This window comes from Streptomyces narbonensis, from assembly GCF_014649015.1.
Taxonomy (GTDB): Bacteria; Actinomycetota; Actinomycetes; order Streptomycetales; family Streptomycetaceae; genus Streptomyces; species Streptomyces narbonensis.
The window spans coordinates 355,047-377,798 of sequence record NZ_BMSF01000009.1; the positions used below are offsets into that span (position 1 = coordinate 355,047).

At 72.9% G+C, this 22,752-nt stretch carries 25 protein-coding genes, 1 pseudogene and 1 riboswitch; of the genes and pseudogenes, 16 read left to right on the top strand and 10 right to left on the bottom strand.

Going from position 1 to position 22,752, the window contains the following annotated elements; all coding sequences use genetic code 11:
• Nucleotides 1-4: 4 nt before the first annotated feature.
• From IE124_RS19810 to IE124_RS19825, 4 genes and pseudogenes are all read right to left on the bottom strand, one after another.
• Nucleotides 5-1,726, bottom strand: a complete 1,722-nt coding sequence (locus IE124_RS19810) for an urease subunit alpha (RefSeq protein ID WP_189509145.1) — start codon at nt 1,724-1,726, stop codon at nt 5-7.
• Nucleotides 1,727-2,009: 283 nt separating this feature from the next.
• Nucleotides 2,010-2,318: pseudogene (locus IE124_RS19815) on the bottom strand (urease subunit beta); the annotation flags it as partial.
• A gap of 12 nt (nt 2,319-2,330) precedes the next feature.
• Complete coding sequence (locus IE124_RS19820; protein WP_189509146.1) at nt 2,331-2,633, bottom strand: urease subunit gamma; 303 nt, start codon at nt 2,631-2,633, stop codon at nt 2,331-2,333.
• A gap of 163 nt (nt 2,634-2,796) precedes the next feature.
• Complete coding sequence (locus IE124_RS19825) at nt 2,797-3,417, bottom strand: TetR/AcrR family transcriptional regulator (protein ID WP_189509147.1); 621 nt, start codon at nt 3,415-3,417, stop codon at nt 2,797-2,799.
• Nucleotides 3,418-3,520: 103 nt separating this feature from the next.
• On the opposite strand from IE124_RS19825, the gene IE124_RS19830 reads away from it, so the two are divergent.
• The gene (locus tag IE124_RS19830; RefSeq protein ID WP_189509148.1) at nt 3,521-4,537 is read left to right on the top strand and encodes an ABC transporter permease; all 1,017 of its coding nucleotides are present in this window, start codon (nt 3,521-3,523) and stop codon (nt 4,535-4,537) included.
• Between the two features lie 130 nt (nt 4,538-4,667).
• On the opposite strand, the gene IE124_RS19835 is transcribed toward IE124_RS19830, so the two are convergent.
• Nucleotides 4,668-4,946 carry a type II toxin-antitoxin system Phd/YefM family antitoxin gene (locus IE124_RS19835; protein ID WP_189509149.1) on the bottom strand — a complete coding sequence of 93 codons (279 nt, stop codon included), beginning with the start codon at nt 4,944-4,946 and terminating at the stop codon, nt 4,668-4,670.
• Nucleotides 4,947-5,016: 70 nt separating this feature from the next.
• Here IE124_RS19835 and IE124_RS19840 point away from each other — a divergent pair, with 70 nt between their 5' ends.
• From IE124_RS19840 to IE124_RS19850, 3 genes are all read left to right on the top strand, one after another.
• Nucleotides 5,017-5,640: an ATP-dependent Clp protease proteolytic subunit gene (locus IE124_RS19840; RefSeq protein WP_189509150.1), complete on the top strand. Its 624-nt coding sequence runs from the start codon at nt 5,017-5,019 to the stop codon at nt 5,638-5,640.
• Between the two features lie 7 nt (nt 5,641-5,647).
• Nucleotides 5,648-5,953 carry a hypothetical protein gene (locus tag IE124_RS19845; RefSeq protein WP_189509151.1) on the top strand — a complete coding sequence of 102 codons (306 nt, stop codon included), beginning with the start codon at nt 5,648-5,650 and terminating at the stop codon, nt 5,951-5,953.
• A 339-nt stretch (nt 5,954-6,292) separates the two neighbouring features.
• A riboswitch (cyclic di-AMP (ydaO/yuaA leader) is annotated at nt 6,293-6,475 on the top strand.
• A gap of 3 nt (nt 6,476-6,478) precedes the next feature.
• Entirely contained in the window at nt 6,479-6,955 is a 477-nt protein-coding gene (locus tag IE124_RS19850; protein WP_189509152.1) for a C40 family peptidase, read from the top strand.
• Between the two features lie 59 nt (nt 6,956-7,014).
• Here the strand turns inward: IE124_RS19850 and IE124_RS19855 are convergent, their stop codons facing one another.
• Nucleotides 7,015-7,458, bottom strand: coding sequence for an ATP-binding protein (locus IE124_RS19855; RefSeq protein WP_055644775.1), 444 nt, complete (start codon nt 7,456-7,458; stop codon nt 7,015-7,017).
• A gap of 172 nt (nt 7,459-7,630) precedes the next feature.
• Nucleotides 7,631-8,812, bottom strand: coding sequence for an 8-amino-7-oxononanoate synthase (locus IE124_RS19860; RefSeq protein WP_189509153.1), 1,182 nt, complete (start codon nt 8,810-8,812; stop codon nt 7,631-7,633).
• A gap of 143 nt (nt 8,813-8,955) precedes the next feature.
• Here IE124_RS19860 and bioB point away from each other — a divergent pair, with 143 nt between their 5' ends.
• The 8 genes from bioB (at nt 8,956) to IE124_RS19900 (ending at nt 16,649) form a co-directional block, all read left to right on the top strand.
• Nucleotides 8,956-10,254: a biotin synthase BioB gene (gene bioB / locus IE124_RS19865; RefSeq protein ID WP_189509154.1), complete on the top strand. Its 1,299-nt coding sequence runs from the start codon at nt 8,956-8,958 to the stop codon at nt 10,252-10,254.
• Nucleotides 10,247-11,527 (top strand): adenosylmethionine--8-amino-7-oxononanoate transaminase, encoded by a 1,281-nt coding sequence (locus IE124_RS19870; RefSeq protein WP_189509155.1) that lies wholly within the window; start codon nt 10,247-10,249, stop codon nt 11,525-11,527. The genes bioB and IE124_RS19870 overlap by 8 nt, the downstream gene beginning before the upstream one ends.
• A 27-nt stretch (nt 11,528-11,554) precedes the next feature.
• Complete coding sequence (gene bioD / locus IE124_RS19875; RefSeq protein WP_189509156.1) at nt 11,555-12,283, top strand: dethiobiotin synthase; 729 nt, start codon at nt 11,555-11,557, stop codon at nt 12,281-12,283.
• 109 nt (nt 12,284-12,392) lie between these two features.
• Entirely contained in the window at nt 12,393-12,737 is a 345-nt protein-coding gene (locus tag IE124_RS19880; protein ID WP_189509157.1) for a VOC family protein, read from the top strand.
• 10 nt (nt 12,738-12,747) lie between these two features.
• On the top strand, nt 12,748-13,425 hold the full coding sequence (locus IE124_RS19885) for a class I SAM-dependent methyltransferase (protein ID WP_189509158.1): 678 nt from the start codon (nt 12,748-12,750) through the stop codon (nt 13,423-13,425).
• A gap of 65 nt (nt 13,426-13,490) precedes the next feature.
• On the top strand, nt 13,491-13,916 hold the full coding sequence (locus IE124_RS19890; protein WP_189509159.1) for a GNAT family N-acetyltransferase: 426 nt from the start codon (nt 13,491-13,493) through the stop codon (nt 13,914-13,916).
• A 367-nt stretch (nt 13,917-14,283) separates the two neighbouring features.
• Complete coding sequence (locus IE124_RS19895; protein ID WP_189509160.1) at nt 14,284-15,633, top strand: hemolysin family protein; 1,350 nt, start codon at nt 14,284-14,286, stop codon at nt 15,631-15,633.
• Nucleotides 15,630-16,649 (top strand): hemolysin family protein, encoded by a 1,020-nt coding sequence (locus IE124_RS19900; protein WP_189509161.1) that lies wholly within the window; start codon nt 15,630-15,632, stop codon nt 16,647-16,649. The genes IE124_RS19895 and IE124_RS19900 overlap by 4 nt, the downstream gene beginning before the upstream one ends.
• Before the next feature lie 75 nt (nt 16,650-16,724).
• On the opposite strand, the gene IE124_RS19905 is transcribed toward IE124_RS19900, so the two are convergent.
• Complete coding sequence (locus tag IE124_RS19905) at nt 16,725-17,411, bottom strand: maleylpyruvate isomerase N-terminal domain-containing protein (protein ID WP_189509162.1); 687 nt, start codon at nt 17,409-17,411, stop codon at nt 16,725-16,727.
• Nucleotides 17,375-17,842 (bottom strand): hypothetical protein, encoded by a 468-nt coding sequence (locus IE124_RS19910; RefSeq protein WP_189509163.1) that lies wholly within the window; start codon nt 17,840-17,842, stop codon nt 17,375-17,377. Before IE124_RS19910 ends, IE124_RS19905 begins: the two co-directional genes overlap by 37 nt.
• A 64-nt stretch (nt 17,843-17,906) precedes the next feature.
• Here IE124_RS19910 and IE124_RS19915 point away from each other — a divergent pair, with 64 nt between their 5' ends.
• The 3 genes from IE124_RS19915 to mug all read left to right on the top strand — a co-directional run bounded on the left by IE124_RS19915 (nt 17,907) and on the right by mug (nt 20,789).
• Nucleotides 17,907-18,689 carry an SGNH/GDSL hydrolase family protein gene (locus tag IE124_RS19915; RefSeq protein ID WP_189509164.1) on the top strand — a complete coding sequence of 261 codons (783 nt, stop codon included), beginning with the start codon at nt 17,907-17,909 and terminating at the stop codon, nt 18,687-18,689.
• Between the two features lie 97 nt (nt 18,690-18,786).
• Complete coding sequence (purB, locus tag IE124_RS19920) at nt 18,787-20,229, top strand: adenylosuccinate lyase (protein ID WP_189509165.1); 1,443 nt, start codon at nt 18,787-18,789, stop codon at nt 20,227-20,229.
• A 62-nt stretch (nt 20,230-20,291) separates the two neighbouring features.
• On the top strand, nt 20,292-20,789 hold the full coding sequence (mug, locus tag IE124_RS19925; protein ID WP_189509166.1) for a G/U mismatch-specific DNA glycosylase: 498 nt from the start codon (nt 20,292-20,294) through the stop codon (nt 20,787-20,789).
• A 139-nt stretch (nt 20,790-20,928) separates the two neighbouring features.
• Here the strand turns inward: mug and IE124_RS19930 are convergent, their stop codons facing one another.
• Nucleotides 20,929-21,399 carry a hypothetical protein gene (locus tag IE124_RS19930; RefSeq protein ID WP_189509167.1) on the bottom strand — a complete coding sequence of 157 codons (471 nt, stop codon included), beginning with the start codon at nt 21,397-21,399 and terminating at the stop codon, nt 20,929-20,931.
• A 152-nt stretch (nt 21,400-21,551) separates the two neighbouring features.
• Between IE124_RS19930 and IE124_RS19935 the strand changes: the two genes are divergently transcribed.
• Nucleotides 21,552-22,709 (top strand): ROK family transcriptional regulator, encoded by a 1,158-nt coding sequence (locus IE124_RS19935; protein WP_189509168.1) that lies wholly within the window; start codon nt 21,552-21,554, stop codon nt 22,707-22,709.
• Nucleotides 22,710-22,752 lie beyond the last annotated feature (43 nt).

The following is a 22,752-nucleotide window of genomic DNA, read 5'->3' on the forward strand; positions in this document are numbered from 1 at the left end:
ACCCTCAGAAGAGGAAGTAGCGCTGGGCCATGGGGAGTTCGGCGGCCGGTGCCGGTTCGACCACCTCTCCGTCGATGGTCACCGAGAAGGTGTCGGCGTCGACCTCGACCCGGGGCAGGGCGTCGTTCTCCCGCATGTCCGCCTTGGTGACGCGCCGGGTGTCGCCGATCGCGGCGAACTCCTTGTGCAGGCCGAGCCGCTGGGGCAGGTCGTCCTCGATGGCCGCTCGGGCCGTGAAGTTGACGGAGCCGGCCGCCGCCGCCCTGCCGAGCGCGCCGAACATGGGGCGGGGCATGACGGGTTGCGGGGTCGGGATGGAGGCGTTGGCGTCGCCCATCTGCGCGTACGCGATCTGGCCGCCCTTGACGACGGTGAGCGGCTTCACCCCGAAGAAGGCGGGGTCCCAGAGCACGAGGTCGGCGAGTTTGCCGGTCTCGATGGAGCCGATGAGGTGGTCCATGCCCTGGGCGACGGCCGGGTTGATCGTGTACTTGGCGACGTAGCGGCGGGCCCGGTGGTTGTCGGCGCGGCCGTCGCCGGGCAGGGCGCCGCGCCGCTTCTTCATCACGTGGGCGGTCTGCCAGGTCCGCATGATCACCTCGCCGACGCGTCCCATGGCCTGGGAGTCGGAGGAGATGATCGAGATGGCGCCCAGGTCGTGGAGGACGTCCTCGGCGGCGATGGTGGAGGGCCTGATGCGGGACTCGGCGAAGGCGAGGTCCTCGGGGACGGCCGGGTTGAGGTGGTGGCAGACCATCAGCATGTCGAGGTGTTCCTCGATGGTGTTGACGGTGTGCGGTCGCGTCGGGTTGGTCGAGCTGGGCAGGATGTACGGCTCGGAGACGACCGTGATGATGTCGGGAGCGTGCCCGCCGCCGGCGCCCTCCGTGTGGTACGCGTGGACGGTCCGGCCGGCGATGGCGGCGAGGGTGTCGCCGACGAAGCCCGCTTCGTTCAGGGTGTCCGTGTGGATGGCGAGTTGGGCGCCGGTCTCCTCGCAGACGCCGAGGCAGGCGTCGATGACCGCAGGCGTGGCGCCCCAGTCCTCGTGGATCTTGAATCCGAGTGCTCCGCCCCGGAGTTGGGAGTGCATGGCCTCCCGGGACATGGTGTTGCCCTTGCCGAGCAGGCCGATGTTGACGGGGAAGGTGTCCAGGGCCTCGAACATCCGGGCGAGATGCCACGGGCCGGGCGTGACGGTGGTCGCCTTGGTGCCCTCGGCGGGTCCCGTGCCGCCGCCGACGAGTGTGGTGACGCCGGTGGCGAGGGCCTGCTCGACGACGGTCGGGGAGATGAAGTGGACGTGGGCGTCGACGGCGCCCGCGGTGACGATCTTGCCGTTGCCGACGATGATCTCGGTCTCGGGGCCGATCACGAGGTCGGGGTGGACGCCGTCCATGGTGTCGGGGTTGCCGGCCTTGCCGATGCCGGTGATCCGGCCGTCCCGGATGCCGATGTCGGCCTTGACGACGCCCCAGTGGTCGATGATCACGGCTCCGGTGATCACGGTGTCGGGGGCGCCCTCGGCGCGGGTGGTGCGGGCCTGGCCCATGGACTCGCGGACGACCTTGCCGCCGCCGAAGACCGCCTCCTCGCCGGCACGGCCGGGTCCGCCGCAGCGGTCCTCCTCGATCTCGACGAGGAGATCGGTGTCGGCGAGCCGGATGCGGTCGCCGGTGGTGGGGCCGAACAGGTCGGCGTAGACGGGGCGTTGCAGGTCAGGCACGGGGGGCTCCGTTCGGGCCGGTCGCCGCGGTGAGGGCGGCGACGGTGCCGGGGGCTGCTCCGGCTTCGGGGGCGGCGACGGTGCCGGGGGCTGCTTCGGCTTCGGGGGCGGCGACGGTGCCGGGGGCTGCTTCGGCTTCGGGGGCGGCGACGGTGCCGGGGGCTGCTTCGGCTTCGGGGGCGGCGACGGTGCCGGGGGCTGCTTCGGCTTCGGGGGCGGCGTCGGTGCCGGGGGCTGCTTCGGCTTCGGGGGCTGCGTCTGCGTCGGCGTCGAGGACCGCGTCGGCGTCGAGGGGGCCCGCGGTCTCGCCGCGCAGACCCGGGACGATCCGGCGGCCCGCGATGGGGACGAGCTCGACCTCGACGGGGATGCCGGGTTCGAAGCGGACGGCGGTCCCGGCGGCGATGTGGAGGCGCTGTCCGCGCGCGGCGGCCCGGTCGAACTCCAAGCCCGGGTTGACCTCGGCGAAGTGGTAGTGGGAGCCGACCTGGACGGGCCGGTCGGCGGAGTTGAGCACGGTCAGGCGGGTGACGGGGCGCCCCTCGTTGAGGGCGACCGGGTCCTGCGCGTACAGGATCTCTCCGGGAATCATCGGCGTCCCCGCTCAGACGATGGGGTCGTGGACGGTGACGAGCTTGGTGCCGTCCGGGAAGGTGGCCTCGACCTGGACGTCGTGGATCATCTCGGGGATGCCCTCCATGACGTCCTCGCGGGAGAGCACCTTGCGGCCGGAGGCCATGAGTTCGGCGACCGTGCGGCCGTCCCGGGCGCCCTCCAGGATGTGGGAGGTGATCAGGGCGACGGCCTCGGGGTGGTTGAGTCTCACACCCCGCGCCCGGCGCTTCTCGGCCACGTCGGCCGCGACATGAATGAGCAGGCGTTCCTGTTCGTGCGGGCTCAGTTGCACTCTTCCACCTCACAGTCGTCGACCGGGACGGCACCCGGACAGCTGCGGACCCTACCCAGCTTCAACAGCCTGTTGAGCTGCCGGGAAGCGGTCCACGGCCGGACATTGCACGTTAGGGCGGAAGTTTTTCCGGCTCGTTAACTCCGGCTTTGCGTTTTCATGATCATCGGACCGGATCGACGGACATCGACATCAGGCCCCTGAGCCCGTCCTCCAGGATGTCCACGGCCACGTCCCCGAAGAGCGCCTGCTGGGCGATGAAGCCCTGGGCGACGGCGATCAGGGTGCGGGCCACGTGGTCGGCGGGGACGTCGGCGCGCAGGATGCCGCTCTCGCGGTAGGCGGTGACGAGCTCCGCCCAGGCGACGCGCATGCCGTGGTAGCCCTCGGCGAGGGTCTTCGCCAGCGCCTCGTCGCGCAGCGTCTCCGTCCACACCTGGATGATCAGCCGCGCGAAGGCCTGCCGGTCGGCACCCTCGATCCGCTCCTCCAGGAAGAGCCGGAGCACCGCGCCGAGGAGGACGTCGGGCGTGGGCGGCGGGGTGGCCCTGGACGCCTCCTCGAACGCGCTCCGGATGCCCGCGAAGGCCTCGGTCGCGATGGCCGCGATCAGTTCGTCCTTGCCGCGGAAGTAGCGGTAGACCGCGCCGGCCGACAGGCCCACCTCGGCCAGCACGTCCTGCATCGAGGTCGCGTGGAAGCCGTTGCGGGCGAAGCAGCGCGCCGCGCCGTCGAGGATCTGCCGCCGCCGGGCGTCGAGGTGTTCCTGGGAGACACGAGCCATGGGACGAACCTAAAACGAATATTCATTCTTGACAACTTCCCGGCACGGCAGGACAGTGGCACCAAGAAAAACGAACGATCCTTCTCTTTGAATCGAGGACACCATGTCCGCCACCACCACCGCCCCCGCCCTCGGCGCGGGGCGCAGAACCATCGCGGTGATGGCGCTGATCCCGACCGTCGTGGCCCTGGCCCTCTGGGCCTTCGCCTGGCCGGCGGCCCGGACGGCCCCCCGCGACCTGCCGATCGGCGTCGCCGGCCCCGCGACGGCGGTCACCGCCCTGGAGCAGGGCTTCGCCCGCCACGAGGGGGCCTTCGAGGTGCACCGCTACGAGGACGCCACCGCGGCCCGCGCCGCGATAGCGGACCGGGACGTATACGGAGCGGTGGTCGTGACACCGGGCGGTACGGAGCTCCTGACCGCCTCGGCCGCGAGCCCGGTGGTGGCCGGGCTGCTGAGGGAGGCCGTGACGGCGCAGGTCCCGGAGGGCGCGAAGGTGACCCTCACGGACGTGGTCGCCGCCCCGGCCGGTGACCCCCGCGGGGCCGTACTCGCCTCCAGCCTGCTGCCGCTCGCCCTGGCGGGGGCCGCGGCGGGTGTCGTCACGACCCTCCTCGGACTGCGCGGGACCCGGGCGGTGACCACCCTCGTCGGCGCCTCGGTGCTCGCGGGGCTGGTCGGCACGGCCCTCGCCCACAGCTGGCTCGGTGCGCTCACCGGCGGCTGGTGGGCGGAGGCCGGGGTGCTGTCCCTGACCGTCCTGGCGATCGCCTCGACCTTCGCCGGACTCGCCGCGCTCATCGGGAAGCCGGGCTTCGGGCTCGGGGCGCTGCTCATGATCCTGATCGGCAACCCCTTCTCCGGGGTGTCGAGCGCACCGGAGCTGCTGCCCACCGCGGTCGGCTCGCTCGGGCAGTCGCTGCCGCCGGGCGCGGGGGGCTCGGCCCTGCGGTCGGTCTCCTTCTTCGACGGCGCGGCAGCGGGCGGACCGCTGCTCGTCCTCGCGGTCTGGGCGGCTGCGGGTCTGACCGCGACCCTGCTGGGCGCCGGCGGGCGCCGCGCCGGCAAGAAGCCGGTGGCGGCGCCGGCCCCGGTCCCGGCCCCGGCGCCCGTGGGCTGAGCGCGGGCGACGAAAGACGGCCGCGTGCCCCCGCTGTAGCGGACGGGGGCACGCGGCTCTTCCGTATGTACGACTCCTCTGCGCGCGCGGCGCTTCCGCGCCTGCGGGCGCTTCCGTGTGTACGGGAGGGTCAGGAGACGCCCGGGTCGCGATGGTGGGCGGCGATGCCGAAGCGGCGCTGTTCGCCCGTGGCGGAGTCGACCGGGCGCAGCGCGGAGACCGAGCTGACCACCTGCTCCGCCGCCGGCTCGTCCGCCGACTCCAAAGCCTCCAGGTCAGCGGCCGAGACCAGGGCGACCAGGGGCTTCCCGTGGCGGGTGACGACCACGCGCTCACCGCCGTACACGACGCGGTTGATGAGGTCGGCGAGCTCAGCCCGCGCTTGCGTCACCGGGATCTCGTAGGTCATGCTCCCCATCTTACGGCCTGTACGTCCTGTACATTTTTTACAGAGACAGTTTCGATGGAGGTGCTCAGCCATGGACGCGCGCTACGTTCTGCCCGAGTTCACGGAGCGGACCAGCTTCGGGACCCGGACCCTCGACCCGTACTCGAAGCTCCTCGAGTCCCGGATCGTCTTCCTCGGCACGCCGGTCGACGAGACCTCGGCCAACGACGCCATCGCCCAGTTCCTCTACCTCGACCACGCGGCCCCCGGCCAGGACATCTCGCTCTACATCAACTCCCCCGGCGGCTCCATCAGCGCCATGACCTCGATCTACGACACGATGCGGACGCTCTCCTGCGACGTGGAGACCACCTGCCTGGGCCAGGCCGTCTCCACCGCGGCCGTCCTGCTCGCCGCCGGCACCCCGGGCAAGCGCCTGATCCTGCCCGGCGCCCGGGTCACCCTCCGTCAGCCGACCCTGGACGAACCCCTCCAGGGGCAGCTCAGCGACCTCGACCTCCAGGCCGCCGAACTCCTGCGCCTGCGCGCACTGGTCGCCGGGATGCTCGCCGAGCACACCGGACAGGACCGGGAGCGGATCGACGCCGACACCGACCGGCTGACCGTCCTGGACGCAGCGGCGGCCGTCGCGTACGGCCTGGCGGACCACGTGGTCGCGAACCGGCGCGCCGCCGCCGGCGGTACGGAGGGGTGACCCGGCCGTGGTCCCCGAACTGCCGCCGCTGCCCGCCCTGACCCGGGCGGAGGGTGAACTCGTCGACGCGTACCTCGAAGTCGTCGACCTCCTGGGGAAGATCAATCCATCCAGGAGCACGCATACTTATGGGGCGTTGCGCGCGGCTCAGGCCCTGGTGGGGCGCGCGGAGGCGCTGCGCGAGGCCCTGACGCTCATGCATATACGGGGCGAGGCCGAGGTCCACACGGACACATTGGCGCGCGCCCTAAGGGTGTTGGACGGGGAGCGCCGGACGGACCGCGTCACCGTCCCGAGGACCCGGGCGAGTTGACATTCTCGCGTGTCGTGTCGAGGTCCGGTCGGCCGACAGTCACCGCAGAATCCCTCCCCCGTTCGGCGTAGTCGACGAGTCGACATATGAAGCGGGCGAGTTGCGCAACAGGTGTACGCATTTGGCGGAATCGAACGTTCCATCGCTGGTACGCGGCTCGTCGGCCAAACCTCCGAAGATCACAAAGGCGGTCTGTCCACCTGAATGGATCAGTCGTGAGGAGCCTCACATATCGCCGTTTCAGCTCGGTTTTCGCCCATGTCGTGGGTCAAGATCCCTCTCGACGACAAGCCCCCGCCACCGCGGCGGGGCGGTCCGGGCGGACGCCGAGTCCTGCCGCTGTCCCGGACGTCTGGTCGACAGGAGTGGATCGGCAGGAGTGGAGGACCCAATCAGTACGGGACGTTCGCGCTGTCACGACAGCGAGGGCCGTTCCTTGGGGTGAAGCCGCAGCCGCGGCCGGGCATCTTCGCCTGCCCGAACCCGACAGGTCATCCTTCTCAGGCGGCTGACGAAGGGTTGCGCATGACCGCGCAGATGCATGTCCCGTCCCTGCTGTCCCGGGCCGGAGCCGTCTCGGCTCTCACCCTCGCCGCCGTCGGCGGCACGCTGTTCGCACCAGGTGCGGCACCGGAGGCCCAGGCAGCGACGACACACGCGAACAAGGCACTGAGCGTCGCCGTGTCAAAGAAAGGATCGCCCTACCGGTACGGATCCGCCGGACCCACGCGGTTCGACTGCTCCGGTCTGACGCTCTACGCGTACAAGAAGGCGGGCAAGTCGCTGCCACGCACCGCGCAGCAGCAGTACAACAAGACCCGGCACATCTCCAAGGCCAGCAGGCAGAAGGGTGACCTGGTCTTCTTCCACTCGGGTGGGAGGGTTTACCACGTCGGCATCTACGCCGGCAGCGGCAAGATCTGGCACTCGCCCAAGACGGGTTCCTGGGTGAAGCTCGACAGGATCTGGTCGTCGAAGGTCTACTACGGCCGCGTCCGGTGACGGCCCCCGGGCGCTGACCTCTGACGGGGGGGGTGCGGTGGCGCCGCCGCACCCCGGCCTCAGCGGTACGAGCCCGACAGCGGGGCCATCGTCCACGGCAGCGTGATCCAGACCGTCTTGCCGCCCTCCTCGGTCGGTGTGACCGAGAGGCGGCCACCGGCCTCCGCCGCCAGGACCCGGATGATGACCATGCCCCGCCCGTTGTCCTGCTGGACCGCTGCCGGAAGGCGGCGGGGCCAGCGGGGATGGCTGTCGGTCACCCCGATGTGCAGCCGCTCCTCCCGCTCCAGGCGGAGGTCGACCGTGAAGGTGGGCGACTGACCGAAGGTGTGCTGGACGGCGTTGGTGGCCAGCTCCGAGATGATGAGCCGGATCGAGTCCGCGATCTCCGCGTCGCCGTCGAGCCCCCAGTCCCCCAGGACGTCCGCGACGTATCTGCGTGCCGTGCGGACCGAGGCGGGATCGCTCGGCAGAGTGACGGATACTTCCTGATGGTCTGCCATGGCGGCGCTGTCCCTTTCCCGCCGGGGACACCACCCCGGATTGCGCTTCGCGTCAGAGTGCCACCGATCGTGCCGCCCCGTACGGGGTTCCACCACGATATGTGCGCATCTATCGCCCGAAGCGGTGAACTCTGCTGCCCGTGAACGCTCTTGGGCACCGGAGTCGAAGCGGTCAGACGGCGGCGGGCGCGGTGCGCAGGATCGTCCGCACCGCCCGGTCGACCTCGGAATCCGTCAGGTCCGCGCGGGCCGTGAGCCGCAGCCGCGAGATGCCGTCCGGGACGGACGGCGGACGGAAGCACCCGACCGCCAGGCCCTGTTCGCGGCAGTCCGCCGCCCAGCGCAGCGCCGCCTCGGGCGAGGGGGCCCGCACCGAGACGACGGCCGCGTCCGGCCGCGCCGCGGTCAGCCCGGCCGCCGTGAGGAGCTCGTACAGGGTGGTGGCGACGGTCCGCGCCCGCCCGGCGAGCGCCGGCTCGGCCGAGATCAGACGCAGGCTCGCGAGCGCGCCGCCCGCGGCCGCCGGGGCGAGCCCGGTGTCGAAGATGAAGGTGCGCGCCGCGTTCACCAGGTGCTCGATGACCCGGGCCGGGCCGAGGACCGCGCCGCCCTGGCTGCCCAGGGACTTGGAGAGGGTGAGCGTGGCGACGACGTCCTCGTCGCCCGCGAGGCCGGCCTCGTGCAGGGCGCCCCGGCCGCCGAAGCCGAGGACGCCGAAGCCGTGGGCGTCGTCGACGACGAAGCCGGCGCCGTGCGCGCGGCAGGCCTCGGCGAGTTCCGTCAGCGGGGCCTTGTCACCGTCGACGGAGAAGACGGAGTCGCTGACCACGAGCGCCCGGTGCGCCGGCCGCGCCTCCAGGGTCTTGCGTACGGCCTCGGGGTCGGCGTGCGGCACGACGGCGGTCTCGGCGCGCGCGAGCCGGCAGCCGTCCACGATGGAGGCGTGGTTGGAGGCGTCCGAGACGATCAGCGAGTCCCGGCCGCCGAGCGCGGTGAGTGCGGCCAGGTTGGCGGCGTATCCGGAGGAGAAGACGAGGGCCGCCTCGAAGCCGCAGAAATCGGCGAGTTCGCGCTCCAGGCGGGTGTGCAGCCGGGTCGTTCCGGTGACGAGCCGGGAGCCGGTCGCGCCCGCGCCCCAGCGCCTCGCCGCCTCGGCCGCCGCCTCGGTGACCTCCGCACGGCGAGTGAGGCCGAGGTAGTCGTTGCTCGCCAGGTCGAGGAGCTCCGACTCGGCGGCCCGGGGCCGCAGCGTACGCACGAGACCGGCTTCCGCCCTGCGGCGCGCCTCGGCGTCGGTCCAGTCGAACGCGGTCCGGCGCGGGCCCTCGGCCCGGGCGTCGTCGGCCAGTGGCATGCGGCGATCCTTTTGTAGGCAGCCCACAGACCCTAACCGGAGTCCTTCGAGGTCGGGATGTGGTCATCCACACACCTCGTTCGGGGGCGTTTGTTCGGATCCTCCTTGGCCCGAGGGTGGGCTGTAGGCAAGGATCAGCGTTTATGGACCTGCTGAACACGCTGGTGGAGAAGGGGCTGCGGCGCGAGCTGCCGACCCGTGAAGAAGCGCTCGCCGTACTGGCGACCTCCGACGACGAGCTGCTCGATGTGGTGGCGGCTGCCGGGAAGGTGCGCCGTCAGTGGTTCGGGCGGCGCGTGAAGCTGAACTACCTGGTCAACCTGAAGTCGGGGCTGTGCCCCGAGGACTGCTCGTACTGTTCTCAGCGGCTCGGCTCCAAGGCCGAGATCCTCAAGTACACGTGGCTGAAGCCGGACGAGGCCTCCCAGGCCGCCGCCGCGGGTGTCGCGGGCGGGGCCAAGCGGGTCTGCCTGGTCGCGAGCGGGCGAGGTCCGACGGACCGCGACGTCGAGCGGGTCGGCAAGACCATCGAGGCGATCAAGGAGCAGAACGAGGGCATCGAGGTGTGCGCCTGCCTCGGTCTGCTCTCGGACGGCCAGGCGGAGCGGCTGCGGGACGCCGGCGCCGACGCGTACAACCACAACCTGAACACGTCCGAGGCGACGTACGAGGGGATCACCAAGACCCACACCTACGCGGACCGGGTGGACACCGTGCAGAAGGCGCACGCCGCCGGTCTGTCGGCCTGCTCCGGTCTGATCGCGGGCATGGGCGAGACCGACGAGGACCTCGTCGACGTCGTGTACGCGCTGCGCGAGCTCGACTCGGACTCGGTGCCGGTCAACTTCCTCATCCCCTTCGAGGGCACGCCGCTCGCCAAGGAGTGGAACCTGACCCCGCAGCGCTGCCTGCGGATCCTCGCGATGGTGCGGTTCGTCTGCCCCGACGTCGAGGTGCGGATCGCGGGCGGCCGTGAGGTGCACCTGCGCTCGATGCAGCCGCTGGCGCTCAACATCGCGAACTCGATCTTCCTCGGTGACTACCTGACGAGCGAGGGCCAGGCCGGCCAGGCCGACCTCGACATGATCGCGGACGCGGGCTTCGAGGTGGAGGGCGCGGGCACGACGACGCTGCCCGCGCACCGGGCGGACGCGCTCGCGGCGGCGGGCGCCGCCGCGGCCGGCGGCTGCGGTTCGCACGCCTCGGCGGAGGGCGCGGGCTGCGGCTCGCAGGCCCCGGCCGAGGGCGGCGGCTGCGGTTCGCACGCGGGCGCGGGCTGCGGTCCCTGCGGAGGCCACGCCGCGCCGGCGGCCGAGCACGTGGCGGCCGAGGCGGCTGCGGCTGCGGCGACCGAGGCGGTCCCCGCGGCGAACACCGCGCGGACCGACCTGGTGGCGGTCCGCCGCCGGGGCGCCGGCACGGACCTGGCGCCGAATGCGTAACGACGAACTCCTCGCCCTGGACCGGGCGCACGTCTGGCATCCGTACGGCCCCATGCCGGGCCGTACGGACCCGCTGGTCGTCGCGTCCGCGTCCGGGGTGCGGCTCCGGCTCGCCGAACCGGCCGAGGGCCGGGACGAGTTGATCGACGGCATGTCCTCGTGGTGGTCGGCGATCCACGGCTACAACCACCCCGTGCTCAACGAGGCGGTGAAGGGTCAGCTCGACCGGATGAGCCACGTCATGTTCGGCGGGCTCACCCACGAGCCGGCCGTGCGCCTCGCCGCCCGCCTCGTCGAGATCACCCCCGAGCCGCTGCGGCACGTCTTCCTCAGCGACTCGGGTTCGGTGGCCGTCGAGGTCGCGGTCAAGATGTGCCTCCAGCACTGGCGCTCGGTGGGCCGGCCGGGCAAGCAGCGACTGCTCACCTGGCGCGGCGGCTACCACGGGGACACCTGGCAGCCGATGTCCGTGTGCGACCCCCAGGGCGGGATGCACGAGCTGTGGTCGGGGGTGCTCCAGCGACAGGTGTTCGTGGATGCCCCTCCGGTCGCGTACGAGGAGTCGTACGCGGAACTGCTCCGCAGCGAGATCGCGCGGCACGCGGACGAGCTGGCCGCGGTGATCGTGGAACCGGTCGTGCAGGGCGCGGGCGGGATGCGCTTCCACGACCCGGCCTATCTGAAGGTGCTGCGCGAGGCCTGCGACGAGCACGACGTCCTGCTCGTCTTCGACGAGATCGCGACCGGCTTCGGCCGCACGGGCACACTGTTCGCCGCGGACCAGGCGGGGGTCTCCCCCGATGTGATGTGCGTGGGCAAGGCGCTGACCGGCGGCTACCTGTCGATGGCGGCGACGCTCTGCACGAGCAGGGTCGCCGACGGGATCTCCCAGGGCGAGGTCCCGGTCCTGGCGCACGGGCCGACCTTCATGGGGAACCCGCTGGCCTCGGCGGTGGCCCTCGCCTCGATCGACCTGCTCCTCTCGCGGGACTGGGCCGTGGACGTCAAGCGCATCGAGGCGGGGCTGCGCGAGGGGCTCGCTCCGGTCGCCGGTCTCCCGGGCGTGAAGGACGTGCGCGTGTGCGGCGCGATCGGCGTCGTCCAGCTCGACCACGCCATCGACATGGCGGCGGCGACGCGGGCGGCGGTCGGGGCGGGCGTGTGGCTGCGCCCGTTCCGGGACCTGATCTACACGATGCCGCCCTACGTGACCGGCGACGAGGACCTGGCCCGGATCTGCGCGGGGGTCCACGCGGCCGCCGCCGCGGGCTGAACGACAGACGGAAGGACAGGGACAGCAGTGGGAATCGTCGTGGTCTCCGGTACGGGGACGGAGATCGGCAAGACGGTGGTGACCGCGGCGGTGGCCGCCGTGGCCACGGCCGCGGGCCGGTCGGTCGCGGTCCTGAAGCCGGCGCAGACCGGGGTCGGGCCGGACGAGACGGGCGACGCGGACGAGGTCGTCCGGCTGTCCGGCGCCGCGGCCTCGGTCGAGCTGGGGCGCTTCCCGGAGCCGCTGGCTCCGGGAACGGCAGCGAAGCGGGCCGGACTCGCCCCGGTCGGGCCCCGGCAGGTGGCCGAGGCCGCCTCCGTGCTGGCCGCCTCGCACGATCTGGTGCTCGTGGAGGGGGCGGGCGGGCTGCTCGTCCGCTTCGACGAGGAGGGCGGCACGCTCGCGGACGCGGCGGCGCTGATGGGCGCCCCCGTCCTGTGCGTGGTCCCCGCGGGGCTCGGCACGCTCAACACGACGGCCCTGACGGCCGAGGCGCTCGCGGCGCGGGGCATCGAGCAGCTGGGCGTCGTGGTCGGCAGCTGGCCGGACGCGCCGGACCTGGCGGCCCGCTGCAACCTGGCGGACCTGCCGCAGTCGGCGGGCGCGCCCCTGCTCGGGGCCGTACCGGAAGGTTCGGGCTCGCTCGGTCCCGCGGAGTTCCGAGCGGCGGCGGCCGGCTGGCTGGCCCCGGTGCTCGGGGGGACGTGGGACGCGGAGGCGTTCGGGGCGGAGTTCGCGGCGGAGTTCCAAGCCTGACCCGCTGTCCGCATCGGGGCCGACTCGGGGCCCGGGCTCGGGGGCCGAACGGGGCCGGCTCGGGGGCTGATCGAGGGCCTGTGGGGGGCGGACTCCGTACTCTGGACGCATGCGCGCTCGTGTTCAGGAGATCGTCTTCGACTGTGCCGACCCCGCCGCCCTCGTACGTTTCTGGGCGGGCCTCCTCGGTGGCGAGCCGGTCGACCGCACCGGCGACTGGTCGTACGTCGACCCGCCGGACTTCGTCCGGCTGGCCTTCCAGCGTGTGCCGGAGGGCAAGGCGGTGAAGAACCGCGTCCATCTCGACCTGGAGGTGGCGGACCCGGACGGGGCCGCCACCGAGGCGGGACCCGTCGGCGCGGTCCGGGTCGGCGGTCTCGTGACGGACGAGCAGGGCTCCTTCCAGGTCATGCGGGACCCGGAGGGCAACGAGTTCTGCTTCGTGACCGGGTGAGGGGCGCCCGATGACCCCTCCGTCTCCTTCGCATGCTCCGACGCCTCCCCCCGGTCCTCGGGTCCGCCACCCGCTCTTCGCTCGCTTCTACGCCCGCATCAGCGTGTCGGCCGACGCGCGCGGAGGGATCGCCGCCCTGCGCGAGGAGCTGCTGTCCGGGCTCACCGGCCGGGTCGTCGAGATCGGGGCGGGGAACGGGCTGAACTTCGCGCACTACCCGGCCGGCGTCACGGAGGTCGTGGCCGTCGAACCGGAACCCCGGCTGCGGCGACTGGCCGAGGAGGCCGCGCGGCGGGCGCCCGTGCCGGTGTCCGTCCTGCCGGGCACGGCCGAGGCGCTGCCGGCGGAGGACGGGGACTTCGACGCGGCCGTGGCCTCGCTGGTGCTCTGCACGGTACGGAGCGTGCCGCGGGCCCTCGCGGAGGCGCGTCGCGTCGTGCGTCCCGGCGGCGAGCTCCGCTTCTTCGAGCACGTCGCGGCGGGGACACCCGGGCTCGCGCGCGTACAGCGGGGACTGGACCGTACGGTCTGGCCGCTGCTCTTCGGCGGCTGCCACACCTCCCGGGACGCGATCGGGGCGATCGGGGCGGCGGGCTTCGCCCTCGGCCGGTACCGCTCCTTCGACCTCCCGGAGAGCGGGCCGCGCACGCCGAGCTCCCCGTGCGTACTCGGCAGGGCCACGCGATGAGCGGCCCGTCCCACCCGCCGGAACTCCGTGGCACAGGCTCCGATCCGCGTGATGGGATCCGGGCCATGACCCATCCGCAGATACGTTCCGCCCTGCCCGAAGAGGCCGATGCCGTCCTGGCCTTCTGGAAGGAGTCCGCCGAGGGGACGTCCGTCTCGGACGACGTGGACGGGGTGACCCGGCTCGTCGAGCGGGATCCGGACGCGCTCATCCTCGCGGTCGCCGACGGGGTCATCGTGGGCTCGGTGATCGCCGGCTGGGATGGCTGGCGCGCCTCCCTCTACCGGCTGGCCGTGCTGCCCTCCCACCGCCGGCGCGGCATCTCCACCGCGCTGCTGCGGGCGGCCGACGAGCGGTTCGCCGCGCTCGGCGGGCGACGGGTGGACGCGATGGTCCTGGAAGCGAACGAGACGGGCCGGCGGCTCTGGACGGCCGCCGGGTACGAGCGCCAGGATCAGTGGCGCCGGTGGGTGAAGCCCCTCGACAGCTGACCGAAGGCGGACGAAGGGAGCCCCTCGGGGGCCGTCGACGAGGGTTCGGGGCAAGCGCCCCTCGGCAGATCCTCGGCGGATCCTCGACAGCCCCTCGGCAGGTCTGCGACAGCCCCTCGGCAGGTCCGCGAGAGCCCTCCGACAGCCCGTCGCCAGCGGGTCGCCAGCCGGTCGACGGCTGGCGAGCCGGACTTCCCGACGGCCGATCATGACTCCGCTTTGCCCATCCTTTACCATGGTTCTTCATCCCGACGACCGAAAGGTGTGAGCGTCCGCCCATGGGCGAGCCTCCCAGTAGCACTGGTTCCACGTTCCGACATCGAGCGATCCTCTCCCCTCTGGCTGATCATGGGACGGAGGTGAACCGATGACCGAAGTGCTTCTGCTCGTGCTGGCGCTCCTGCTCTCGCTCGCGTGCGGCGCCTTCGTCGCGGCCGAGTTCTCGCTCACGACGGTCGAGCGCGGCGAGCTCGAAGCCGCCGTCGAGCGCGGCGAGCGCGGCGCGGCGAGCGCCCTCAAGGCCGTCCGTTCGCTGACCTTCCAGCTCTCCGGAGCCCAGCTCGGCATCACCGTCACCAACCTGGTCGTCGGCATGCTCGCCGAGCCCTCGGTCGCCAAGCTGATCAAGGGCCCGGTCGAGGCGCTCGGCCTCTCGCCCACGGTGGCGTCCTCGGTGGCCCTCGTCATCGGCACCGCCCTGTCGACCGTCGTCCTGATGGTCGTCGGCGAGCTGGTCCCGAAGAACTGGGCGATCTCCTCGCCCCTCGCGGTCGCGAAGGTGGTGGCGACCCCGCAGCGGGTGTTCACGGCCGCCTTCAAGCCGCTGATCAGCCACCTCAACAACACCGCGAACCGGATCCTGCGCCGGCTCGGCATGGAGCCGACCGAGGAGCTGGCCTCGGCGCGCTCCCCGCAGGAGCTCGTGGCGCTGGCCCGGCACTCCGCGAAGGAGGGGGCGCTGGAGGCGGACACGGCCGAGCTGTTCGTCCGTACGCTCAACCTCGCCGAGCTGACCGCCGAGAACGTGATGACGCCCCGCGTCCAGGTCACCGCCCTGGAGGTGCAGGCCACCGCCGAGGACGTGGCGAACGCGACCCGCGCGACCGGGCTCTCCCGCTTCCCCGTCTACCGGGGCAACCTCGACTCGGTCGTCGGCATCGCACACATCAAGGACGTGCTCGCCATACCGGCCGGCGAGCGGGCGCGCCGCCGGATCGGCGAGATGGTGCGCGAGCCGCTGCTCGTCCCGGAGACCCTGACCGTGGACCGTCTCCTGGACCGGCTCTCCGGCAAGCAGACGATGGCCGTCGTGATCGACGAGTACGGCGGCACGGCCGGGGTCGTGACCCTGGAGGACATCGTCGAGGAGGTCGTCGGCGAGGTCCGCGACGAGCACGACCCGCACGAGACGCCCGACCTGGCGCGGGCGGGCGAGGACGCCGACGGCCGTGAGCTGTGGTCCGCCGACGGCGCCGCACGAACGGACCAGGTGGGGGCGATCGGCCTCCGGGTGCCGGACGGCCCGTACGAGACGCTCGCGGGTGTCGTCGCCAACGAGCTGGGCCGCATCCCGGCCGTCGGCGACACCGTGGAGCTGGCGGGCTGGCGGCTGGACGTCGTGGACGCCTCCGGGCGGCGCGCGGCGCGCGTGCTGATGCACGCCCCCGCTCACGCCGCTCCGCACGACTCCGACGAGACCGGGGAGGCCGGCCGATGATCGTCATCCAGCTGTTGATCGGTCTGCTGACCCTCGTCGTCAACGCGTTCTTCGTCGGCGCCGAGTTCGCGCTGATCTCGGTCCGCCGCAGTCAGGTGGAGCCGCTGGCCGAGGCCGGGAACCGGCGGGCGCGCAGCGTCATCTGGGGCCTGGAGCACGTCTCCGCGCTGCTCGCGGCGGCCCAGCTCGGCATCACGCTCTGCACCCTGGTCCTCGGCATCGTCGCCGAGCCGGCCATCGCGCACCTCCTGGAGCCGGTCTTCGACGCGGTGGGCGTGCCGCACGGGCTGGTCCACCCCATCTCGTTCGTGATCGCGCTGAGCGTGGCCACGTACCTGCACATGCTGCTGGGCGAGATGGTCCCGAAGAACATCGCGCTGGCCGAGCCGACGCGCACCGCGCTGATCCTCGGCCCGCCGCTGGTGACGCTCGCCCGGGCGCTGCGGCCGGTGATCTTCGCGATCAACGCCTTCGCGAACGCGCTGCTCAAGCTGTTGCGGGTGGAGGTCAAGGACGAGGTCGCGGCGACGTTCTCGGACGACGAGCTGGCCCGCATGGTCACCGACGCCGGCGACGCCGGGCTCCTGGACGACCGGGCCGCCGAGCGGCTGCACGACGCCCTGGAGCTGGGCCGCCGTCCGGTGCGGGACGTCGTGATGCCGGCGGAGAAGGTCGTGTACGCGCGGGTCGGCACCACTCCCGAGGAGCTGGAGGCGCTGTCGGCGTCGTCGGGCTACTCGCGTTTCCCGGTGGTCGACTCGGAGCGCAGGATCCTCGGCTATCTGCACGTCAAGGACGCCCTGGACGTCTCCCCGCGCGACCTGCCGTTCCCGGTGTCCGCGCTGCGGCCGATCGCCCGGGTCCGGGCGGCCACGCCGCTGGACGACGTCCTGACCGCGATGCGCCGGAGCCGTACACACCTGGCCGCGGTCCTCGACGAGGACGGCAAGCCGGCCGGTCTCGTGACGATGGAGGACGTGCTGCGCGAGCTGGTGGGGCGCCCGGCGGCGCCGTAGGCCGCGGGCACGTCGTGACGAAGGGCCCCGGGACCTCCTCCCGGGGCCCTTCGGCCATTTCTCGGGTACGGCTCCTCAGAGCGCGGTGGCGGTCAGCCAGTCGTCGAGGAGGGCGCGGTCCCCGGTGCGGGCGAAGCGCGGGTCGTCGGCGGTGTACCGGCGGTGCAGGAGGAGGAGCAGGTCGCCGCTGTCGCCGGTGACGCCCGCGGCCGGTTCGGTGCGGGCGGCGGACACCGCGCTTCCGCGCCGCTGGGTGAAGCCGCCCCCGCCGAGCGTGAGCGTCCAGACGGTACCGGTGTCGCGGGCCGTGAACCGGAGCGGCTCACCGTCACGGTCGAGGTGGGCGATCCGCTCGGCGGTCCTCGGGACGTACAGGAGGGTGGCGAGGTGGTGCTCGATGCCCTCGGCGGCCGTGCCCGGGTCGATCGTTTCCGCGGCCCCCGCGAGGGCCAGCTCGGCGTCGGCCTGGTGCACGACGGCCTCGAAGAGCACGTGGCGCGGGTAGTAACCGGCGCGTGGTTCGGGCCCCGGGGACCAGAGCGGGGTGTCGGGGTCGGCGGCGCGCAGGGTGGAGACGAGCGCCTCGGCGCCGTCGGCGAGCCAGGCGGGGTACCCGGCGGGGTCCCTCGGCAGGCCGAGCGGGACGTCCCGGGCGGGGACGCCGACGGTGGCCCGGGTGCGGACGAGGTGCTCGGCCCAGTGGTGGACGGTGCCGAGGTGCCGGGTCAGCTCGGCGAGGGGCCAGCCGGGGCAGGTCGGCACGGGCGTGGCGGGGTCGGCGCCCGGACGGTGGCGACGAAGCGGCGTGCCTGCCGGGCGAGCGCCTCGCAGGCGGCGGCGAGCGTGGGGGCGTGCGTGGCGGCGGGGGTGTGCGCGGCGCCGGGGGCGGCTTCTGTGGTCGCCCGGGCTGCGGCCCGGGCGGGCGCGCAGGTCTCCTCCGGGAGGCCGAAGGCCTCCGGGACCCTCAGCAGCTCTTCCCGCCAGGGGCCCTCCGGGTGGCGCTGGGCCGCCGCGCGGAAGTGTCCGTCGAGGGCACGACGGTCGGCCGTCGGGAGTGCGGAGAGCGTGGCCGCGGTGCCCTCCAGCCACTTCACCGCCGTGTCGGGGTCCAGGACCTCGTCGTCGCTCGTCTCGACGGCCGCCACCAGCTCCGCCAGGGCCTCCGCCAGTGTGCTCAGGAGGCCGTCGCTCATCGGATCTTCCCCTTCGGGTCCTCCACGGCATCCCGCGCATACCGCGCGGTATGATCTCTCCGCCATGGAGATCAATGCCACCTACACCAGTCTCGTCGCCCTCGGCGACAGCTTCACCGAGGGCATGTCGGACCTGAAGGCCGACGGCTCGTACCGGGGCTGGGCCGACGTCCTCGCGGGCCGGCTCGCCGCCCGTACGCCCGACTTCCGCTACGCGAACCTCGCCGTGCGCGGAAAGCTCATCGGCCAGATCGTCGACGAGCAAGTCGACCTGGCCGCAGGCATGAAGGCCGATGTCGTGACCCTGGTCGGCGGCCTCAACGACACCCTCCGGCCCAAGGTCGACATGGTCCGGGTGCGGGACCTGCTCACCGAGGCAGTGGAACGCCTCACACCCTCCTGCGAGCAGCTGGTCCTGATGCGCAGCCCCGGGCGCCAGGGCCCGGTGATGGAGCGCTTCCGCCCCCGCATGGAGGAGCTCTTCGCCCACCTCGACGAGCTCGCCGCCCGACACGGCGCCCTCGTCGTCGACCTGTACGGGGCGCCGGCGCTCGGCGATCCCCGGCTGTGGGACGTGGACCGGCTCCACCTGACCTCCGAAGGGCACCGACGGGTGGCCGAGGCCGTGTGGCAGGCGCTGGGCCTGCCGCCCGAGGACGACTGGCGGACTCCGCTGCCCCCGGCCGGGCGGCCCGCCTGGGCGAGCCGGCGGATCGCGGACGCCCGCTTCGCCAGGGAGCACCTGGGCCCGTGGATCGGGCGCAGGCTCACGGGCCGCTCGTCAGGCGACGGCCGCGCCCCGAAGCGCCCCGAGCTGCTGCCGTACGAGGCGCCGGCCGGCCCGTGAGCCGACGGAGGGTCACCTCCGTGACCTGCGTCTCGTAGCAAAGTCCACATCCGGCCGTGGCGCTGGCCTGCACAAACCGCCAGTAGACTCTCTCCACGTGACTGCTGTGACTGCGAAGCCCCGCATCCCCAACGTTCTGGCCGGCCGCTACGCCTCCGCGGAGCTCGCCGTCCTCTGGTCCCCCGAGCAGAAGGTGAAGCTGGAGCGTCAGCTGTGGCTCGCCGTGCTGCGAGCGCAGAAGGACCTCGGGATCGAGGTTCCGGACGCCGCCCTCGCCGACTACGAGCGCGTGCTCGACCAGGTCGACCTCGGCTCCATCGCCGAGCGCGAGAAGATCACCCGGCACGACGTGAAGGCCCGGATCGAGGAGTTCAACGCCCTCGCCGGCCACGAGCACGTCCACAAGGGCATGACCTCGCGCGACCTCACCGAGAACGTCGAGCAGCTCCAGATCCGCCTCTCGCTCGAGCTGATGCGCGACCGTACGGTCGCCGTCCTCGGCCGCCTCGGCAAGCTCTCCGCCGAGTACGCCGAGCTGGTCATGGCGGGCCGCTCGCACAACGTCGCCGCCCAGGCGACCACCCTCGGCAAGCGCTTCGCGACGGCCTCGGACGAGCTGCTCGTGGCGTACGCGCGTCTCGAGGAGCTCCTCGGCCGCTACCCGCTGCGCGGCATCAAGGGCCCGGTCGGCACCGCTCAGGACATGCTGGACCTGCTCGGCGGCGACGCGGGCAAGCTGGCGGACCTGGAGCAGCGGATCGCCGGTCACCTCGGCTTCGCCAACGCCTTCACCTCGGTCGGCCAGGTCTACCCGCGCTCGCTCGACTACGACGTGGTCACCTCGCTGGTGCAGCTGGCCGCCGCGCCCTCGTCGATCGCCAAGACGATCCGCCTGATGGCCGGCCACGAGCTGGTCACGGAGGGCTTCAAGCCCGGCCAGGTCGGCTCCTCGGCGATGCCGCACAAGATGAACACCCGCTCCTGCGAGCGCGTCAACGGCCTGATGGTCATCCTGCGCGGCTACGCGTCGATGACCGGCGAGCTGGCCGGCGACCAGTGGAACGAGGGCGACGTGTCCTGCTCCGTGGTCCGCCGCGTCGCCCTGCCGGACGCGTTCTTCGCGCTGGACGGCCTCCTGGAGACCTTCCTGACCGTGCTCGACGAGTTCGGCGCCTTCCCGGCCGTCGTCGCCCGCGAGCTCGACCGCTACCTGCCCTTCCTGGCGACCACCAAGGTCCTCATGGGCGCCGTGCGCGCCGGCGTCGGCCGCGAGGTCGCCCACGAGGCCATCAAGGAGAACGCCGTCGCCTCCGCCCTCGCCATGCGCGAGCAGGGCGCCGAGCGCAACGAGCTCCTCGACAAGCTGGCCGCCGACGACCGGATCCCGCTGGACCGTGCGCAGCTCGACGAGCTGATGGCCGACAAGCTGTCCTTCACGGGCGCCGCCGCCGACCAGGTCGCGGTCGTCGTCTCCCGTATCGAGGAGATCCTGAAGCAGCACCCGGAGGCCGCGGCCTACACCCCCGGCGCGATCCTCTGACCCGAACCCCCCGGTTCACCAAGGCGGAGCTGGAGGCCGCCCGCGACCGCGTCGTTCCCGACGTGGCCGCGGGCGGCCTTTCCGTGCTCTTCTGCGGGATCAACCCGGGTCTCATGACGGCGGCGACGGGCCACCACTTCGCCCGCCCCGGCAACCGGTTCTGGCCGGTGCTCCACCTGTCGGGCTTCACCCCGAGGCAGCTGCGGCCGGACGAGCAGCAAGAACTCCTTTCGTACGGACTCGGCATCACCAATGTCGTCGCCCGTGCGACGGCCAGGGCCGACGAGCTGAGCCGCGAGGAGTACCAGGAGGGTGGACGCCTCCTGACCGAGAGGGTCGAGCGCCTCGCGCCTCGGTGGCTGGCGGTCGTCGGCGTCACCGCGTACCGGACGGCCTTCGGCGAGCCGAAGGCCGCCATCGGGCCGCAGGAGCGGATGATCGGCTCCACCCGGGTCTGGGCGCTGCCCAACCCGAGCGGCCTCAACGCCCACTGGACGGCGGCGACGATGGCCGAGGAGTACGCCAGGCTCCGGGAGGCCGCGGGGCTGCCCGGTTCGTGAGGGGAGCGCCCGTGGAGTGGGGTGGCCACCGGCCGTTTCAGCCGGTCGAGGACGGTCCGATGGAGGACATGTCCCCGGGGGCGCGCGCCGGGAGTACGGGCACCGGATGGCGACCAAGGACGGGCGACTCGGCGGTCGCCTACGCCCGAGGCGGATCCGCCGTGGTCACCACGGCGAGGAGCCGGAGGGGCAGCTCCTTGTCCCACTGCGAGATCCCGAGGCCGATCCAGCGGTCGTCGTCCTGCCAGAGGAGCAGCTCGGGGGTGTCGGAGCAGAGGGTGGACCAGGGCTCCGGTAAGGACTCGCCGGCCAGGCTCCGTTCCAAGAGCGGCCAGAGGTCCAGCTCCACCGGCGGGCCCCAGCGAGCGGCGAGCAGGCCGGCGAGGCCGTCCCGCTCCGCTTCGTACTGCTCCTCGGCGAGCGCCCGGCGGGTGCCGTCGTCCTCCCAGAAGTCCTCGCTCGTGGCGAGTTCGGCCAGGTGAAAGCCCGGATGGACGCCCGGATGGACGCCCGGGTGGGTGCCCGGGTGGGAGGGCCGACCGCCGCCGGAAGCGTCGGCGAGGCGGGCGCGGAACTCGTCGATCGTCGCCAGATGGCGTGCCGTGGTCATGAGGCCAGTAAAGCGGCCGGCACTGACAGTTGGCGTCGCGTCAGGCGGGCCCGCCGGGTCCCGGGGCCGTACGGCCCGGGGGCGGCACTCGCCGCGCCGGGACCCATTGAGTACCATCCGCCGAAGAGGTGCACGAGCTGGGAGGACACACTGTGGGGCGGCTGACCGGCGGGGATCCGTCTCTGCTGCGGCGGATCAACTCCGCGGTGGTACTCCATGCCCTGCGGGGCGCCGACGCGCCCACGCTCACGGACCTGACCCGGATCACGGGTCTGTCCCGGCCGACGGTCGAAGGGGTCGTCGAGGGACTCATGGAGGGCGGGCTCGTCGTCGAGTCCGCGCCCGAGGAGGGCGAGGCCCGGCGTCAGGGGCGTCCGGCCCGGAGGTTCCGCTTCCGTGCGGAGGCCGGTCATCTCCTCGGCATCGAGATCGGCCCGCACCGCGTGGCCGCGCTGCTGTCCGGTCTGGACGGCCGGATCATCGGCGCCGGGTCCCGCGAGGTCTCGGAGACGGCCACGGAGGACGAGCGCCTGGACAAGGTGCGCGCGGTCGTCGCGGACGTCCTGCGCAGGGCCGGGGTCGCCCGTTCCAACCTGCGGGCCGTCGGCGTCGGGACGCCCGGCATCGTGGAGGCCGACGGCACGGTGCGCCTCGGTACGGCGCTGCCCGGCTGGACGGGTCTCGCGCTCGGCGAGCGGCTGCGCCGCTCCTTCCGCTGCCCGGTGATCGTCGAGAACGACGCGAACGCGGCGGCGGTCGCCGAGCACTGGAAGGGCGCCGCGACCGACTCCGACGACATCGTCTTCGTCCTCGCCGGGCTGAGCCCGGGCGCCGGGTCGCTGATCGGCGGCCGGCTGCACCGCGGCTACGGCGGAGCGGCCGGCGAGATCGGGGCCCTGCACCTGCTCGGCCGCGGGGTGACCCCCGAGCACCTCCTGTCGACCACCGACGAGCCGCTGCACCCGCTGGACGAGCAGGCGGTCGCCGAGGTCTTCGCACTGGCCCGCAAGGGCGACGCGCGGGCGGAGGCGGCGGTGGACCGGTTCATCCAGCGGCTCGTGCACGACGTGGCGGCACTGGTGCTCGCGCTCGACCCCGAGCTGGTGGTCGTCGGCGGCTGGGCCGCCGGGCTCGACGGGGTCCTCCCGCCGCTCCGCGAGGAGCTCGCGCGCTTCTGCCTGCGGCCGCCGCGCGTGGTGCTCTCGCTGCTGGGCGAGGCCGCCGTGGGCACGGGTGCGCTGCGCCTCGCCCTGGACCACGTCGAGGAGCAGCTCTTCGCGGTCGACGGAACGGTGACGGCCCGCCGCTGAACCGCCGGTCGTGGCGGTCCTTCGACGGGCCGGTGCGCGGTGC

Bases quoted from the DNA above. Each gene is read 5' to 3' on its own strand.
- IE124_RS19825 (WP_189509147.1), bottom strand. From the start codon at position 3,417: ATGGCTCGTGTCTCCCAGGAACACCTCGACGCCCGGCGGCGGCAGATC.
- IE124_RS19885 (WP_189509158.1), top strand. From the start codon at position 12,748: ATGACCCCTCCGTCTCCTTCGCATGCTCCGACGCCTCCCCCCGGTCCT.
- IE124_RS19860 (WP_189509153.1), bottom strand. From the start codon at position 8,812: ATGCCACTGGCCGACGACGCCCGGGCCGAGGGCCCGCGCCGGACCGCG.
- IE124_RS19890 (WP_189509159.1), top strand. From the start codon at position 13,491: ATGACCCATCCGCAGATACGTTCCGCCCTGCCCGAAGAGGCCGATGCC.
- IE124_RS19910 (WP_189509163.1), bottom strand. From the start codon at position 17,842: ATGAGCGACGGCCTCCTGAGCACACTGGCGGAGGCCCTGGCGGAGCTG.
- IE124_RS19880 (WP_189509157.1), top strand. From the start codon at position 12,393: ATGCGCGCTCGTGTTCAGGAGATCGTCTTCGACTGTGCCGACCCCGCC.
- bioB (WP_189509154.1), top strand. From the start codon at position 8,956: ATGGACCTGCTGAACACGCTGGTGGAGAAGGGGCTGCGGCGCGAGCTG.
- IE124_RS19915 (WP_189509164.1), top strand. From the start codon at position 17,907: ATGGAGATCAATGCCACCTACACCAGTCTCGTCGCCCTCGGCGACAGC.
- IE124_RS19855 (WP_055644775.1), bottom strand. From the start codon at position 7,458: ATGGCAGACCATCAGGAAGTATCCGTCACTCTGCCGAGCGATCCCGCC.
- IE124_RS19835 (WP_189509149.1), bottom strand. From the start codon at position 4,946: ATGACCTACGAGATCCCGGTGACGCAAGCGCGGGCTGAGCTCGCCGAC.
- IE124_RS19850 (WP_189509152.1), top strand. From the start codon at position 6,479: ATGACCGCGCAGATGCATGTCCCGTCCCTGCTGTCCCGGGCCGGAGCC.
- IE124_RS19870 (WP_189509155.1), top strand. From the start codon at position 10,247: ATGCGTAACGACGAACTCCTCGCCCTGGACCGGGCGCACGTCTGGCAT.
- IE124_RS19895 (WP_189509160.1), top strand. From the start codon at position 14,284: ATGACCGAAGTGCTTCTGCTCGTGCTGGCGCTCCTGCTCTCGCTCGCG.
- IE124_RS19840 (WP_189509150.1), top strand. From the start codon at position 5,017: ATGGACGCGCGCTACGTTCTGCCCGAGTTCACGGAGCGGACCAGCTTC.
- IE124_RS19930 (WP_189509167.1), bottom strand. From the start codon at position 21,399: ATGACCACGGCACGCCATCTGGCGACGATCGACGAGTTCCGCGCCCGC.
- IE124_RS19830 (WP_189509148.1), top strand. From the start codon at position 3,521: ATGTCCGCCACCACCACCGCCCCCGCCCTCGGCGCGGGGCGCAGAACC.
- IE124_RS19900 (WP_189509161.1), top strand. From the start codon at position 15,630: ATGATCGTCATCCAGCTGTTGATCGGTCTGCTGACCCTCGTCGTCAAC.